The organism is Clostridium gasigenes (genome assembly GCF_900104115.1).
GTDB lineage: Bacteria > Bacillota > Clostridia > Clostridiales > Clostridiaceae > Clostridium > Clostridium gasigenes.
Window position 1 is genome coordinate 156,959 of the sequence record NZ_FNJM01000002.1, and the last position, 14,858, is coordinate 171,816.

The 14,858-nt window shown below is 27.9% G+C and carries 14 protein-coding genes and 1 riboswitch; of the genes, 2 read left to right on the forward strand and 12 right to left on the reverse strand.

Annotation, left to right across the window (positions count from 1 at the left end):
* Window positions 1–235: 235 nt before the first annotated feature.
* Both BLS77_RS05710 and BLS77_RS05715 read right to left on the reverse strand, forming a co-directional pair.
* Window positions 236–475, reverse strand: a complete 240-nt coding sequence (locus BLS77_RS05710) for a hypothetical protein (RefSeq protein WP_089966838.1) — start codon at window positions 473–475, stop codon at window positions 236–238.
* 372 nt (window positions 476–847) lie between these two features.
* Window positions 848–1,495, reverse strand: a complete 648-nt coding sequence (locus tag BLS77_RS05715; RefSeq protein WP_089966840.1) for a pentapeptide repeat-containing protein — start codon at window positions 1,493–1,495, stop codon at window positions 848–850.
* Between the two features lie 216 nt (window positions 1,496–1,711).
* On the opposite strand from BLS77_RS05715, the gene BLS77_RS05720 reads away from it, so the two are divergent.
* On the forward strand, window positions 1,712–2,383 hold the full coding sequence (locus tag BLS77_RS05720) for a ferric reductase-like transmembrane domain-containing protein (RefSeq protein WP_089966841.1): 672 nt from the start codon (window positions 1,712–1,714) through the stop codon (window positions 2,381–2,383).
* 320 nt (window positions 2,384–2,703) lie between these two features.
* On the opposite strand, the gene BLS77_RS05725 is transcribed toward BLS77_RS05720, so the two are convergent.
* From BLS77_RS05725 to BLS77_RS05735, 3 genes are read right to left on the reverse strand one after another with little or no spacing between them, the layout of a single operon-like run.
* A complete protein-coding gene (locus BLS77_RS05725; protein WP_089966843.1) occupies window positions 2,704–3,426 on the reverse strand; it encodes an amino acid ABC transporter ATP-binding protein in 723 nt (240 codons plus the stop codon).
* Window positions 3,413–4,093, reverse strand: a complete 681-nt coding sequence (locus tag BLS77_RS05730; protein WP_089966845.1) for an amino acid ABC transporter permease — start codon at window positions 4,091–4,093, stop codon at window positions 3,413–3,415. The genes BLS77_RS05725 and BLS77_RS05730 overlap by 14 nt, the downstream gene beginning before the upstream one ends.
* Before the next feature lie 41 nt (window positions 4,094–4,134).
* On the reverse strand, window positions 4,135–4,977 hold the full coding sequence (locus BLS77_RS05735; protein WP_089966848.1) for a transporter substrate-binding domain-containing protein: 843 nt from the start codon (window positions 4,975–4,977) through the stop codon (window positions 4,135–4,137).
* A 400-nt stretch (window positions 4,978–5,377) separates the two neighbouring features.
* On the opposite strand from BLS77_RS05735, the gene BLS77_RS05740 reads away from it, so the two are divergent.
* The gene (locus tag BLS77_RS05740) at window positions 5,378–6,460 is read left to right on the forward strand and encodes a PRK06851 family protein (RefSeq protein ID WP_089966850.1); all 1,083 of its coding nucleotides are present in this window, start codon (window positions 5,378–5,380) and stop codon (window positions 6,458–6,460) included.
* Between the two features lie 158 nt (window positions 6,461–6,618).
* On the opposite strand, the gene BLS77_RS05745 is transcribed toward BLS77_RS05740, so the two are convergent.
* The 7 genes from BLS77_RS05745 to BLS77_RS05775 all read right to left on the reverse strand — a co-directional run bounded on the left by BLS77_RS05745 (window position 6,619) and on the right by BLS77_RS05775 (window position 14,703).
* On the reverse strand, window positions 6,619–8,721 hold the full coding sequence (locus BLS77_RS05745) for a HelD family protein (RefSeq protein ID WP_089966852.1): 2,103 nt from the start codon (window positions 8,719–8,721) through the stop codon (window positions 6,619–6,621).
* 88 nt (window positions 8,722–8,809) lie between these two features.
* Window positions 8,810–10,762 (reverse strand): ATP-dependent zinc metalloprotease FtsH, encoded by a 1,953-nt coding sequence (gene ftsH, locus BLS77_RS05750; protein WP_089967581.1) that lies wholly within the window; start codon window positions 10,760–10,762, stop codon window positions 8,810–8,812.
* Window positions 10,763–10,802: 40 nt separating this feature from the next.
* On the reverse strand, window positions 10,803–11,366 hold the full coding sequence (lepB, locus tag BLS77_RS05755; protein ID WP_089966854.1) for a signal peptidase I: 564 nt from the start codon (window positions 11,364–11,366) through the stop codon (window positions 10,803–10,805).
* Entirely contained in the window at window positions 11,367–12,014 is a 648-nt protein-coding gene (lepB, locus tag BLS77_RS05760) for a signal peptidase I (RefSeq protein ID WP_242873942.1), read from the reverse strand.
* Window positions 12,002–12,223, reverse strand: a complete 222-nt coding sequence (locus tag BLS77_RS05765; protein ID WP_089966858.1) for a DUF3006 domain-containing protein — start codon at window positions 12,221–12,223, stop codon at window positions 12,002–12,004. Before BLS77_RS05765 ends, lepB (BLS77_RS05760) begins: the two co-directional genes overlap by 13 nt.
* A 271-nt stretch (window positions 12,224–12,494) precedes the next feature.
* Entirely contained in the window at window positions 12,495–13,787 is a 1,293-nt protein-coding gene (lysA, locus tag BLS77_RS05770; RefSeq protein ID WP_089966860.1) for a diaminopimelate decarboxylase, read from the reverse strand.
* Between the two features lie 236 nt (window positions 13,788–14,023).
* Window positions 14,024–14,190: riboswitch (Lysine riboswitch) on the reverse strand.
* 99 nt (window positions 14,191–14,289) lie between these two features.
* Entirely contained in the window at window positions 14,290–14,703 is a 414-nt protein-coding gene (locus BLS77_RS05775) for a hypothetical protein (RefSeq protein WP_089966862.1), read from the reverse strand.
* Window positions 14,704–14,858 lie beyond the last annotated feature (155 nt).

Sequence of the window (14,858 nt, forward strand, 5' to 3'; positions counted from 1 at the left end):
TAATTTCAAAAATAGCAATTAGTTTTGCCACTTTTAGCCTCACTATGGGAATTGGCGATTTTCTAAATGTTTATAATGCAACAATCCAAATGCCTAAAAACTCAATTACTCAACTCTCAGGCTTTCATACGTTTTGGTATCTTTAAAAAAACTAATTAGTATAGTAGCGCATAAAAAAATAACAAGTCAAATATACTAACATATTGTCTTGCTATTTTTTATCGATTTTAATGCTTTATGGCATTATATATAATTTATTACCTTGAACTATATTTGCTTGTATGTCCTCAAATATCCTTTGAGCTTCTTCAACACTTTCATACATACCTAAAAAAGTTGCATTTATCAATGGATTATTACTAGTTATGCTACAATTAATAGTAACCTTTGCCTTCTTAACCTTTGCCTTTGCCTTATTTATGAAAATAAATTTTGATTCTATTAAAACTTCTTGACCTTGTACTCTAAACCACACTAAAATCATCTCCTATATAATTATTTATTAATGCACCTATTATAAACTGGTACTTCCTGTTATAGTTTGATATAACATCTGCTGATTAACGCGTAAGTAAATACTTAATTATGAAATAGTCATAGATGGATTTTATCTTTTTTTTTATCCCTGCTACAACTCTTATCATATTTTTTTCCTTTTCGTCAGATATAACCCTTTGTATTTTTCTCATATAAACATTTTTTTAAAATATTCAGTCCATTTTTTCTTATGTTCTAATTATACCATAACGCTCATTAAACTAATTAATCAATTCTTAATTAATTCAACTCTGTAAAATAATAATCAGCGTCTTCTAACATATTTACTATTTCATCTAACATGTCATATTTAACACGTTATCACTAGCCTCATCATCCTTGTTAAATCCAAAGCTTGTATAGCTGTTACTATTGCTCCCCCTATGTCATCTATTTCTAAATCAATTCCACTTATTTCACAAGTTGTAAGATCTATTTTATCTAAAGAAGTTTTATTAAAATATGAGTTAGTTAAATCAGTATCTTTCAAAACTATCTTTTCATTCTTAACTTGCTGAAATATTCCCTCTTGAAAGTTACATTCAATAATATTTACAGATTTAAACTTAGCAAAAGAAAAATTGGAATACTTTCCTAATACCTTTTGAAATAAAACATCCTTTAAATTACTTTCATCAAAAGTTGCTCCAAGTAGCTTACAATTAATAAACTCAACTCTATGTATACTCCCTCCACTAAAATTACTATTAGATAAATCACAATTTTCAAACTTAGCATCTAATAAATCTACATTTTTAAAAGAGCACTTATTGAATATTACATTCCTAAAAATACATGAATCTATAGTTATCCCTACATCTTTTTTATCCTCAATTGTTATATTTTCTATAAGCTTATTTTGAATTTTATCAGCTATAATTATCTCTTCATACATATTGTTTATATCTTCCAAATCATCTATAAACTTAGGTTTTTGTATCTTAACTAATTTACTCATTTACCCACATCCTTTACTAATAAAATTATAACATAATTGAATCAAGACATCTTTAGTTAATCCTTTATTATCAATAAATAACTTAAGTGTAAAGTCTAATTTATACATTATAAACCTTTAGGGATTTTCAAAAAAATACCTATTGACTTCATTAAAACATTCACCTATAATCTACTTGATATTGATTATCAACAACATTTAAAAAGGAGCACTACCATGATTTTGATTTATTCATTAATTTTAGCAACAATTTTATCATTGCTTTTTACAACAAGTATTAAAAAGCATTATTGGTTTTATTACTCATTATCCGCATTTATAGCTATTAGTACAACAATTTATGAGATTTTAAAAATAACTTCTAATATGGAGCTTTATGGATTTATTTCTTATATTGAAAAAGCATCTATAAAAGGTATTTTTTCAATATCAATTTTTGTTTTAGTTATGTTTGCAGGCGCTTTACAATCGAGGTGGAAAATAACAAAAAAACTATTAATTATTAGAGGCGAGTTAGCTATTATAGCAGCTATCCTTCTATTCCCCCATGGAGTTATATACCTAGTTCGTTTTATAATGAAAATAATTGATCAAAAATTATCTGCAATTTATGTTGCATACGTGATTTTTGGAATTATAGGATTTATTATAATGATACCATTATTTATCACTTCATTAAAAAAAGTTAAGAGTAAAATGGACTGGCATCAATGGAATAAATTGCAAAGAACATCTTACCTTTTTTACTTTATAACATATGTTCATATTTTACTTATATTGTTAAGCAAAAAAAATATAGATTGGATAAAGTTAATCACTTATACTACAATATTTACCTTATATGCAATATTAAGATTAATAAAATATAAAAATACTAGACAAGCTTAACTTATACTATTACATATTACTATTTCCATTAACATATATAAAACAACATACAATTAAGTCATACTAATAAATTAACTAAGTCACTTTCAAAAAAATAAGTGTTATAAAAAAGTTAAAAGGATAGATGTATAAACAAGTAATAATCTATGTGCAATCTCAACCATACTTAAAATAATCATATCAAATTCTTCTTTTGATATCTAAAATGATTTCTTAATAACTTGAAAAAACTAGGTGCTACAAGATGATTTTATAAATCATCTTGTAGCACCTAGTTATACACTAAATATAGTTCCCATTATTTATAGTACTCTGTCTATTTATAAAACTTTAGATAAGAAATCTATTGTTCTTGGATTCTTTGGGTTTGTGAATATCTCTTCTGGTTTTCCTTGTTCCACAATTACTCCGCCATCCATAAATAGAATTCTATCTCCAACTTCTTTTGCGAATCCCATTTCATGTGTTACAACAACCATTGTCATTCCTTCTTTTGCTAATGTCTTCATAACATTTAAAACTTCCCCTACCATTTCTGGATCTAAGGCTGAAGTTGGTTCATCAAAAAGCATAACATCCGGTTCCATAGCCAGTGCTCTTGCAATTGCAATTCTTTGCTTTTGACCACCTGATAAAGATGCTGGAAATGCTTCTGCTTTTTCTGTTAATCCAACTCTCTTAAGAAGCTCCATAGCCTTTTTGACAGCTTGTTCTTTAGGAATTTTCTTAACATTTAAAGGTGACATTGTTAGGTTTTGTAGTACACTTCTATGTGGGAATAGGTTAAATTGTTGAAACACCATACCCATTTTTTCTCTAATTTTATTTATATCACTTTTCTTATCTGTTATATTTATTCCTTCAAAAATTATTTCTCCAGAGGTTGGCTCTTCTAGTCTGTTTAAACATCTTAAGAAAGTACTTTTTCCAGATCCGGAAGGTCCAATTACAACTACAACTTCACCTTTTTTAATATGCTCATCTATACCTTTTAAAACTTCGTTTTTTCCAAAACTTTTGTGTAAATCCTTAACGTATATCACCAGCTTTAAGCCTCCTTTCAATATAACTCATAAGTCTTCCAAGTGAGAATGTCATAACAAAATAGAACATGGCTGAGGCAATTAGTGGTGTTAATGGTATATATGTTGCTCCTGTAACAACTTTAGCTGCAAACATAAGCTCTCCAACTCCAATAACTGATGCCATTGATGATTCTTTAATAATTGTAACAAACTCATTACCTATTGCAGGTAATATATTTCTTATAGCTTGAGGTATAACAACTAGTATCATAGCTTGTGTTTTCTTCATTCCAAGACTTCTAGCTGCTTCCATTTGCCCATTATCAACCGCTTCTATTCCAGCTCTTACTATTTCTGAAACATATGCTGCTGAATTTAAAGATATTGCTACTATTGCCGATGTTAATGGCGATAAATCTAATCCAAATACTATATCAGATCCAGCATAAACTATCATGATTTGTAGTAACATTGGTGTTCCTCTAATTATTTCTATATAAATAGAAGCTATAATTTTTAAAGGTTTAATTTTGCCTATTTGTATATTTGAACTCTTCATAAAGAATAAAAGAGACCCTAAAAGGGATCCAACTATTACAGTTATTAAAGATATAAGTAATGTCATTTTTGCTCCATCAACAAAATATGATAAATACTCTGATAAAAAACTAAAATCTAATTTCATGCCCTACTCCCCCTTGGTGTTAAAAAGTGAATAAATCACTTTTATTCCTTAACTTCTTTATCTGTTAACTTAATTGCATCTGTTATAAACTTGCTCATTGATCCATCATCCATTAGTGTTTTTATAGTTTTATTTATTTCTGCTACTAATTTAGGTGAATTTTTCTTAATTCCTACTGCATTTCCGCCTGTTTCATCTGTAAATCTTTGTTCTGCAAGAGCAAGCTCTGGATTAGATTTAATTGCCATTTCAGCAACTGGCGCTTCTATTATTAAAGCTTCTACCTTACCAGCTTTTAGTTCTAATATTAAATCATTAACATTAGCTAACAAGTGCATATCTGCATTTTCAATTTTTTCCTTTGCTAAGGCTTCTTGTGTTGATCCCAGTTGTGCCCCAACCTTTTTACCAGCTAAATCTGCAACTGTTTTATATTTATCTTTATCTTCTGCTCTAACTAAAATCCCATGTTGTGAAACATAATATATATCTGAGAAATCTACTGCTTTCTTTCTTTTCTCATCAGGATTCATCCCTGAAATTATTAAATCTATTTTATCTGCTGGAAGTGCTGTTATTAATGAATCAAACTCCATTTCCTTAATTTCTAGTTCTACTCCAAGATCTTTAGCTATCGCTTTAGCAAGATCAATATCAAAACCTACAACCTGATCTTTACCATCTATCATTGCATGGAATTCATAAGGTTTATAATCAGCACTTAATCCAACTACTAACTTACCATTTTTTTTAATAACATCTAACATGTCATTTTCCTTAGTGCTACCACATCCAATTAACCCCAGTGCCATTACTCCTACTATTGCCGCTGCAAATATTTTTTTGGCTTTGCCTGCCTTTGGTATAACATTAAAATTTTTCATTATTAAAATCCCCCTTTTTATTATCCACTTATTTATTAGCATAATTATACGTTATAACATCATATTTATGCAAGTCTTTTTTGAATTTTTTAAATATTTTTCATATTTACGATGTTTTATACAGTTATTTAGTTATAATTCTATTTTTTATGCATATTAACTATATATTATTCATTAAATTGCATATTTATTATTAACTGCATATTTTTTACTTATAATAGTGTTCTAACGAATATAGTATACCTAATATTCATTTGAATAATTCATATGTTAAATATCTTTTAAAAAATAAAATTTAATTTACCTTACATTGGACAGGCTCATAATGTTATATCTATCCATAAACTATAAAGATTTAATAATATAATTAAAACAAATAATATAATTAGGAGTGGTATAATTGGCATATTTAAAAGAAAGGCATCTATTTCCAGGAGGTAATACTTCTAAAGGATTTTACTCATTTTATAAATATATACTTTCACAAGAAGATGGAAATAGAATTTTATGTATGAAAGGTTCTCCAGGTAGCGGTAAATCTTATTTCATGAAAAAAATCGGAGCTCATTTTGCCGCTAAGGGATACACTATAGAATATCATCATTGTTCTTCTGATAATAACTCACTAGATGCTGTTGTTATTAAAGAACTAAAACTTGCAATTCTTGATGGAACTGCCCCTCACATGGTTGATCCTATTCACCCTGGTGCTGTTGATGAAGTTCTAAATATGGGTGAAGCTCTTGATATGGATGCCCTTTTCTTAAATAAAAAAGAAATTATGGAAGTTCAAAAGAAGATTAGTAAGACTTTTGAAAGAGCATATCGCTACTTTGCCGCAGCGAAAGATATTCATGATGATTGGAGTTCTTTAAATGCTGAATCCATAAGTACTGATAAGATTTCAACAGTTACAGAATCATTAAAAGAAGAGATATTCCACACACAAAAATCTGGCTACGGAGCTGATAGACACTTATTCGCAACTGCTTTTACTCCAAACGGAATAGTTACCTTCGCTGAAGATTTAGTATTCGGTTTTGAAAATAAATTTATATTAAATGGTGGTCCTGGTTTTGGAAAAACTGAAATATTTAAAAAAATAGGAAGCACAGCACAAAGGAAAGGTTATTTTGTAGAGTATATGCATGATCCTCTTATTCCTGAAAGAATTGAGCACTTACTTATTCCTGAATTATCAACCTGCGTTTTAACTACTAATGAAATTAGTCAAACATCATTCACAGGTAAAGTTTATAATATTGAAGATTTTTGTAAAGCTGATGTTATAGCTGCAAATAAAGAAGAAGTTGCATACTGTAGCAAAATATTCTATGACTTAATAGAAAAAGGTTTGTCTTTAATTACAGATGCTCACACTATTCATGATGAGTTAGAAACCTTCTATATCTCTGCTATGAATTTTGATGTAGCAAATGATATTTTTGATAAAGTAGTAAAGAAGTTCGAGAAATTCGAATAATATTAAAATTAATTGTTTCTATAAAAAATGAGATATAAGTTTTCACTTATATCTCATTTTTCTTAGGAATATTTAAATAAATAATTAATCAGTATTCTTGTATTTTATGATATTTCAGGAATTTAAATATTTCACAACTCTCTTTATAAATATTATATCTATCTAGTTACTTTTACTATTGATAATCTGTGTAATGCTCTTGTTGCCATAATATATTTAACTAAATCATCTGTATTATCATCAAAATCTACTATTATAACTCCATCAAATTCTAGTCCCTTTGCATAATATGATGGTACTAATACTTTCCCACCTTTATATATCATGTCTTCTCTATCAAAGGCTACTATCTTTGTATGTTTTTTTAATTCTGGCGCTATTTTTTGTAGCTGCTCTTTACCTTTAGTTATTATAGCTATATTTTCATATTTTTCATCTTGGTATTCTTCTAATAGATTTAATAATACATCTATTAAACCTTCCTTATCAGTTTCTGGAACTTCTGTTTCTAAAACATCAAATTCTCCTTTTCTAACAAAAGGAACAACTGCTTTTTCATCTAGAAGCTTACTTGCATATTCCATTATTTGATAAGTTGATCTATAACTCTTATTTAAACTAAAATCTTTAACAAATCCACCAAATAATTCTTTAAGCTTAAGCATTGGAGGGATTTCTTCAATTTTTATTAATCTTTGATTTGAATCTCCTACAATTGTATAGCTCTTGCATCCAGTTAATTCTTTTAAAACTAAGAATTGAAGGAAGCTATAATCTTGAGCCTCATCTATTACTATATGTCTTATATCTTGTTTTACTTTTTTACCATCTAATTTAATCATTAAATATAATATAGCTGGCAAATCTAAATAAGTTAGTGTTTTAACATCCATAAACTCTTTATACATATCAACTATGCTTTCATTACTTATCCATTGCTCTAACTCTTCTTTAGATTTAACTACTTCTTTAACTATATCTCTTATTTTATTTTTTCTTTCAAAATCCATATTATTTTCTTCAATTAAAAGTTCCTCTGGTGTTAAACTAGCTAGCTTTTCTTTAAATTCTGCATTTAAAGTCCTTACTTTTTCATCTCTCTTATCTTTAAGTTTAGAAGTTATAATTAGTTTAACCTTTTGGCTTCTTCTAAATAAAGGCATATATTTATAATGCTTATTAAATAACACTTCTATTTCTTCTACTGTAACTATTTCTTCTCCCATAAAATTAACAGGAGTAATAGTGAAATATTTTTCTTCATATTGAGCTACTTTTTCATCTAAGAATGTTATAAATTCTTTTGATGATTTATATTTTATTTTATTTATTACCTCTTCATTCCCCTTTAATACATCTTCTAAATATGTAGGAGAATCAATTATAGGTTCATCTAACCTAATTTCATCATAAGCAAATCCTACAAATGTTTCTTGGCTTATTCCACTTTCTCCAAGAGTAGGTAATACATCTGAAATATAATCTATAAATATATCATTTGGTCCAAAAATCAAAACTTTATTAGTTAATTGTTCTCTAAAATTATATAAAAGATATGCTACTCTATGAAGTGCAATTGTAGTTTTACCTGAGCCTGCAACTCCATTAACAACAACAACCTTAGTCCTTTCTTCTCTTATTATTTCATCTTGCTCTTGTTGTATACTAATTACAATATCTTTCAACTTTTCTCCAGCATTTGATGAAAGTATCATTTGAAGAATTTCATCCTTAACATCTACATCCGAATCAAAATAACCTTCTAATAGACCTTTTTTAACCATAAGTTGTCTTCTTGCTGTTATTTCTACTGGAACTTCTCCATTTGGTGCTTTATATGAAGTTTCTCCTATCATTCCCTTATAAAATAATGAAGCTACTGGAGCTCTCCAATCTACCACTGACTCTTTATAACTTTCCTCTGGCGTTAACCCATATCTACCTATATATATTTCTTCTTTATCTTCTTCATCAGTAAAAGTAACTTTACCAAAGTATGGTGATTCTTTTAGTTTTGTAAACTCAGAAAGTTTTCTATCTATTGTGCTATAAGCTTGTTCTTTTACATATTTCTCATGATCAAAATATTCCATTATATTATCTTCATCATCTTTATGATCTTCAATAAATTTCTTTCTATAATCAAGTATATATTGGGCTATACCCTTTCTTTTCTTTATATAATTTAATATCTCAAGGTTTAAAACTTCTAATGTTCTATCTAAGTTCTGTTGTTCACCTATTAACTCTATTTTATCCAAATTAAATCCCCTCCAACTTCTTTTAAGGCATCCTTAAATAAATAACTAGTTATTTATTTTACGATGCCTATTATTCTTTTACAATGTCTTACATTTTCTCATCTGTTGTAATGTCTATTATTTGTCCTTTATTATCGTCTAAACTTAATTCTAATTGGACATCACTATCAATAGCTAATTCATCTACTTTTTTTTCTTTCTTTAAATGAGGATACTTTTTATATATAAAGCTTCTAAGATCATCTCCATATATTGTTTCTTTCTCTAGAAGATATTCTGATACCTCATCTAATAAATCTCTATTCTCTTTTAATAAATCCTTAGCTTTATTATGTGCTTCTTTAATTATTCTTAGTATTTCTTCATCTATAATTGCTGATGTTTCTTCACTACAGTTTCTAACAGCTCTACCATCTAAATACCTGCTTGTTACTGATTCTAAAGCCATCATATCAAATCTATCTGACATTCCATAAATAGTTACCATACTTCTAGCTGTTTGAGTTGCTCTTTCTATATCATTAGAAGCGCCTGTTGAAACTAAGTTAAATACTTCTTCTTCTGCAGCTCTTCCACCTAACATAACCATTATTTGGCTTAATAACTCATCTTTAGACACAAGGTATTTTTCCTCTTCAGGTAATTGCATTGTATACCCTAAAGCTCCCATTGTTCTTGGAACAATTGTTATTTTATGAACTGGATCTGTACCTTCAATTAAAGCTGCTACTAACGCATGCCCTACTTCATGGAAGGCAACAATTCTTCGCTCTAGTGGTGAAAGTATTCTATCCTTCTTTTCTTTACCTGCTATTATAACTTCAACAGCCTCTTGCAAATCTTCTTGCATAATTTCTTTTCTTTCATGTTTTACAGCTCTTAGTGCTGCCTCATTAATCATATTTGCAAGGTCTGCTCCTACAGCTCCTGGAGTTCCCTTTGCTATTTGCTCTAAATTAACTTTTTCAGATAACTTAACTCCCTTACTGTGAACCTTAAGTATATCTATTCTTCCTTTTAAATCAGGTTTATCCACAATTACTCTTCTATCAAATCTACCTGGTCTTAAAAGTGCTTTATCTAATATTTCTGGTCTATTTGTTGCTGCTAAAACAACAACTGCTTTTGATGAATCGAATCCATCCATTTGTGTTAATAGTTGATTTAGAGTTTGTTCTCTTTCATCATTACTTTGCATTTGAGCATCTCTGCTTTTACCTATTGAATCTATTTCATCTATAAATATTATACAAGGTGAATTTTTCTCTGCTTCTTTAAATAAATCTCTTACTTTTGAAGCTCCCATACCTGCAAACATTTCTATAAAGTTAGATCCTGACATTGAATAAAAAGGAACCTTAGCTTCACCAGCAACTGCTCTTGCAATCAGAGTTTTACCAGTTCCTGGAGGTCCAACTAATAATGCACCTTTAGGCAATTTAGCTCCTATAGCTGTGTATTTTTCTTTATGATTTAAAAAATCTATTATTTCTCTTAAAGATTCTTTAGCTTCATCTTGACCTGCAACATCATCAAAAGTAATTGCTATATCAGTTTCAACATATAACTTAGCATTACTTTTTCCCATTCCCATCATGCCGCCACCTAAGCCACCGCCCATTTTCTTACCCATTCTTCCAAATATGAATTTAAATGCTACAAACATTAATAATGCAGGAATTATCCATCCCATTATAAATTCTATTATGTAATTTTGCTCCACGATAGATTTATTAAAATCTACACCAGCTTCTGTTAATTGAGATGTTAAATTTTGATCTCTCATATTCCCTGTAAATAATACTTTCTTATCTTTTTCATCTTTTAATATTGGTGTTATTTTTATTTCTGAATCTGTTATTAACACTTTTTCAATTTCTTTATTTTCTACCATTTCTATAAATTTATTATATGTTATTTCTTCTAATCCCATAGAAGTTTTAACTGTGTTAAATGCATATACAATTAAAAAAGTCATAACTGTGTATAATAATATAGATTTTATTTTTTTATCTTTACTTTCTTCTGGATTATTATTCATATTTTTTTTATTTTTATTTTCCATCTTAAGTTCTCCCTTTTTACTTTATACTTCCTATATTCTTAAATGGATATATTCTAAATCTTACTATCCCTATAATATCCTGTCCATTTACACAGGTTTTGTCCCATAATCTAGAATCTAATGATATAAGCCTATTGTCTCCTAAAAAAAAATATTCCTCATCTGGCACCTTAAATTTGCCTGTATAATCATCTACATTCTGAATATATGATTCTCTTTTATATTCTCCATTTACATATAAACTTCCTTCATCCATTGATATAAAATCTCCCGGTAATCCTATTAATCTCTTTACCATATATTCATTAAATTCTTTTGAGTAAAATACTACTATATCTCCAAATTGTAAGGTGTCTAAATTATACACTCTAGTTACTAAAAGTTTATCATTTATATTTATATTTGGTGCCATTGAGGCTGTAGGAACATTTGCTTTGAAAATAAAAAATTTATTTATTAGTAATGTAAATACTACGGCTATTAATATTATTTTTATAAATAGTATTATAGTATTTTTCTTTAGTTTATTATTTAATTTTTTATTATCATAGCCTAGTATTTGCTGAAACTTTTCAAGCATCTATTTTATTTTTCCAATATCACTAAATGGATATACCTTAAATTGAGCTTTTCCTTCTATATCTTTTGCATCTATATATGGATTAATCCAATATCTTGAGTCTTTTGACCATAATCTATTATCTCCAAGGAAAAAATATTTTCCTTCAGGCACTTCATATTCTCCATTGAATCTATCTGCATTTCCTATATAATCTTCTATTAATTTTTCTCCATTAATAGATACTTCTCCATTTTTAATAACTATTTTATCTCCTGGAAGTCCCATAAGTCTTTTAATTAATTTTTCTCCAAGTTCATTTGAGTCAAATACTAATATATCTCCTCTTTTGAATTTATCTTCATTATACACTCTTGTTACAAATAATCTATCTTCTACATTTAAAGTTGGAACCATAGACTCTGAGGGTATTTTAACTTTAAATATTACAAATTTATTTATTAATATTGCAAGTACTACAGCTACTATTATAGGAAGTCCCCATTCATAGAAGAAACCACTTTTCTTATTTTCAGCTAACCTTTCAGATCTTTTTTCTAATTCATTATCATCTATATTATCTTCTTCTATTTTTACATCAACAGAATTAGATATATATATTTCGCTTTTAGCTTTAGATTTTTCTTCACCAATCATTATTCCTGCCACATACCTTTCATAAATTTCTTTACTTTAATTTTTCTATTTTTTGTCTCTTTAATATCAATAACATATATGTTATCTTTTCCAACTAAAACATCGCCCTCTTTAACAAATTCTAAGGCCTCATTTTTAGTTATTATACTCATTTCTCCTCCCGGTGATTCTATAGTTATGTTTTCCTCATGTATTCTATCTACAATAAAATATTCACACATAAATAATAGCAACTTTTGTTGCTTCCACCTCGCTTTTATATATCTTTAAATTTATATATATCCCGTTTATTTCTTTATACTATAGTATATCACATTTTTTTAAATTTTTAATACTAGTATTAGCTAATATTAAAAAAATTTATTAAATAAAAAAATCTCATGCTAATTTTACTTTTCAAAGTATATTAACATGAGAAGAGGTTTTCATTTCTATATAGGTAGCTGATAGAAAATAATATACTATTTAAATTAGTCTTTTTTTGGAAATGCTTTAAACTAGCTCATTCTCTATTAACTCTTCATAAGTTTGTCTTTTACATACTACTCTTGCTCTATTTCCCTTAACAAATACCACTGCTGGTCTTAAGTTTTTGTTGTAGTTATTTGACATTGAGAATCCATATGCCCCTGTTGTCATTATTGCTAATATATCTCCCCCTTGAGCCTTTGGAAGTTCTATATCTTTTATTAATATATCTCCTGATTCACAACATTTTCCTGCTATAGTTACCTTCTTATCTAATGTCATATTCATTTTATTTGCAATACAAGCTTCATATTTTGCACTATAAAGTGCTGGTCTAATATTATCTGTCATTCCACCATCTACTGCAACATAAGTTCTAATACCTTCTATTTCTTTAATAGCTCCAATTGTATATAATGTCATACCTGCATTTCCAACTATTGATCTACCTGGTTCTATTGTTAATATTGGTTTTTCAAGTGATAATTTTTCACATACTTCATTAACTTTATTTATAATCACTTGGCAATATTCTTCAGTGCTTCTTGGCTCATCTTCATCAGTATAATGAATTGCAAACCCGCCACCTAAATCTAATTCTGTTATTAAATGACCTGTTTCTTTCCTTATATTATCTATAAATTCAAGCATTACTTCTGCTGCATCTGCAAATGGTTCTAAATCAAATATTTGTGACCCTATATGACAGTGAACTCCTGCAAGTTCTATATTTTCTAAAGATAAAGCATGCTTTACCGCATTCATTATTGTATCTCCAACTGGCGCAAATCCAAATTTAGAATCTATTTGACCTGTTTTAATGTAATCATGAGTATGAGCTTCTATTCCCGGTGTTAATCTTAAATATATTTTTTGAATTTTATTATTTAATTTTGCTATTTTATTTAACTCTTCCATTTCATATAAATTATCAACAATAAATCTTCCAACCCCAAGTTCTACTCCTAAAGTCATTTCTGACAAAGTTTTGTTGTTACCATGGAAATAAGTCTTTTCTAGTGGAAATCCAGCTTTATAAGCCGTATATAATTCTCCACCTGAAACAATATCTAAATATAGCCCTTCTTTATTTATTAGCTTACACATTTCTACTGTAAGGAATGCTTTCCCTGCAAATGCTACTCTATTTCCTTCTTCACATTTAAAGTTTCTATAGTATCCTTTGCATGTATCTATTAACAATTGCTCATCCATAACATAAAGAGGTGTTCCAAATTCCTTAGCTAAACTCTCTGCTTTAACACCTCCTATGTATAAATCATTTTCTTTACATTCCATTGCCCCAAATAATTTCATGATTTTTCCTCCTAATTTTTACTTTAATCATCTTAAGTCGTTATTTTTTAAGATGCCTTAAGTCCTTATTTTTTATTCTTTATTTTTTTGTAAAATAAAACACCATGGAATAATTCCATGGTGGTAGATACTATTTAAGGCTTATATGCATTTTGCTTAAAATTTTAATTTGTTCTATTTTTCTAAAAATTAATAAAATAGAATTTATCTTTGAATTAAAATATTTAAACCTAGCAAACCTCGCTAGCGCTTCACTTACGTGACAGTCATACACATATTATATGTACACCCAAAAACAAGTTTTTGCAACACTTATTTCTTCGGCCATTTTACCTTTCCTTATTAGTCTTAGCTTGCTAGCTCTTAATAAGTACTCTTTAAATATGGCACCTCTACCTTGGTAATTATCTTTTAATCTTATTATATGATACTTTACAATTTATGATACCATAATTTTCAGAAAAATCAATCTTTATCTTAGAAACAGCATCCATTTATTGTTTTACTTTCCACAATTTTTACTTGCACTAATTAAAAAGCCTATACAAGAAAATAAAATGTTTTTTAATAATAACATTGATGCATTATCTATATCAACTATATAGATATAACCTACCATTATTACTATAGTTATAGTAATTGATATTATCCCAACCACTAAATTTCTAAAAAACATAACTTTTTCGTTACAATTCGTCTTATTTTGACTACAATTTTCTAATAAGAAACCTATTATAGAAGAAAATATGGTTCTAATTGCAACTAAATTATCAACATTTTTTAAATCTGGATTAAATACAGAAAATATTATTAAACCGAAACTTAACATAGCTATAATGAATAATATTTTATAGGTTATATAGATAGATTGCCATTTTTTCAGAGAATATTCTAATCTATGCTTAATCCATTTCACCTATTAACCACCCTCTTCTTTTGTGTTTTTAAAAATTTATTTTCATTTTATATAATATGTATAGTTATTAGGATAGGTAACCACTTCTTTAATCATTTTTTTAAATTGCATTATTTATAGTTTTTTAAGATAACTTAATTAATAATAGGATTAAA

Excerpts from the sequence above, each read along its gene's own strand:
- BLS77_RS05715 (WP_089966840.1), bottom strand. The coding sequence starts at position 1,495 with ATGAGTAAATTAGTTAAGATACAAAAACCTAAGTTTATAGATGATTTG.
- BLS77_RS05720 (WP_089966841.1), top strand. The coding sequence starts at position 1,712 with ATGATTTTGATTTATTCATTAATTTTAGCAACAATTTTATCATTGCTT.
- ftsH (WP_089967581.1), bottom strand. The coding sequence starts at position 10,762 with ATGAATAATAATCCAGAAGAAAGTAAAGATAAAAAAATAAAATCTATA.
- BLS77_RS05730 (WP_089966845.1), bottom strand. The coding sequence starts at position 4,093 with ATGAAATTAGATTTTAGTTTTTTATCAGAGTATTTATCATATTTTGTT.
- BLS77_RS05765 (WP_089966858.1), bottom strand. The coding sequence starts at position 12,223 with ATGTGTGAATATTTTATTGTAGATAGAATACATGAGGAAAACATAACT.
- BLS77_RS05735 (WP_089966848.1), bottom strand. The coding sequence starts at position 4,977 with ATGAAAAATTTTAATGTTATACCAAAGGCAGGCAAAGCCAAAAAAATA.
- lepB (WP_089966854.1), bottom strand. The coding sequence starts at position 11,366 with ATGCTTGAAAAGTTTCAGCAAATACTAGGCTATGATAATAAAAAATTA.
- lysA (WP_089966860.1), bottom strand. The coding sequence starts at position 13,787 with ATGAAATTATTTGGGGCAATGGAATGTAAAGAAAATGATTTATACATA.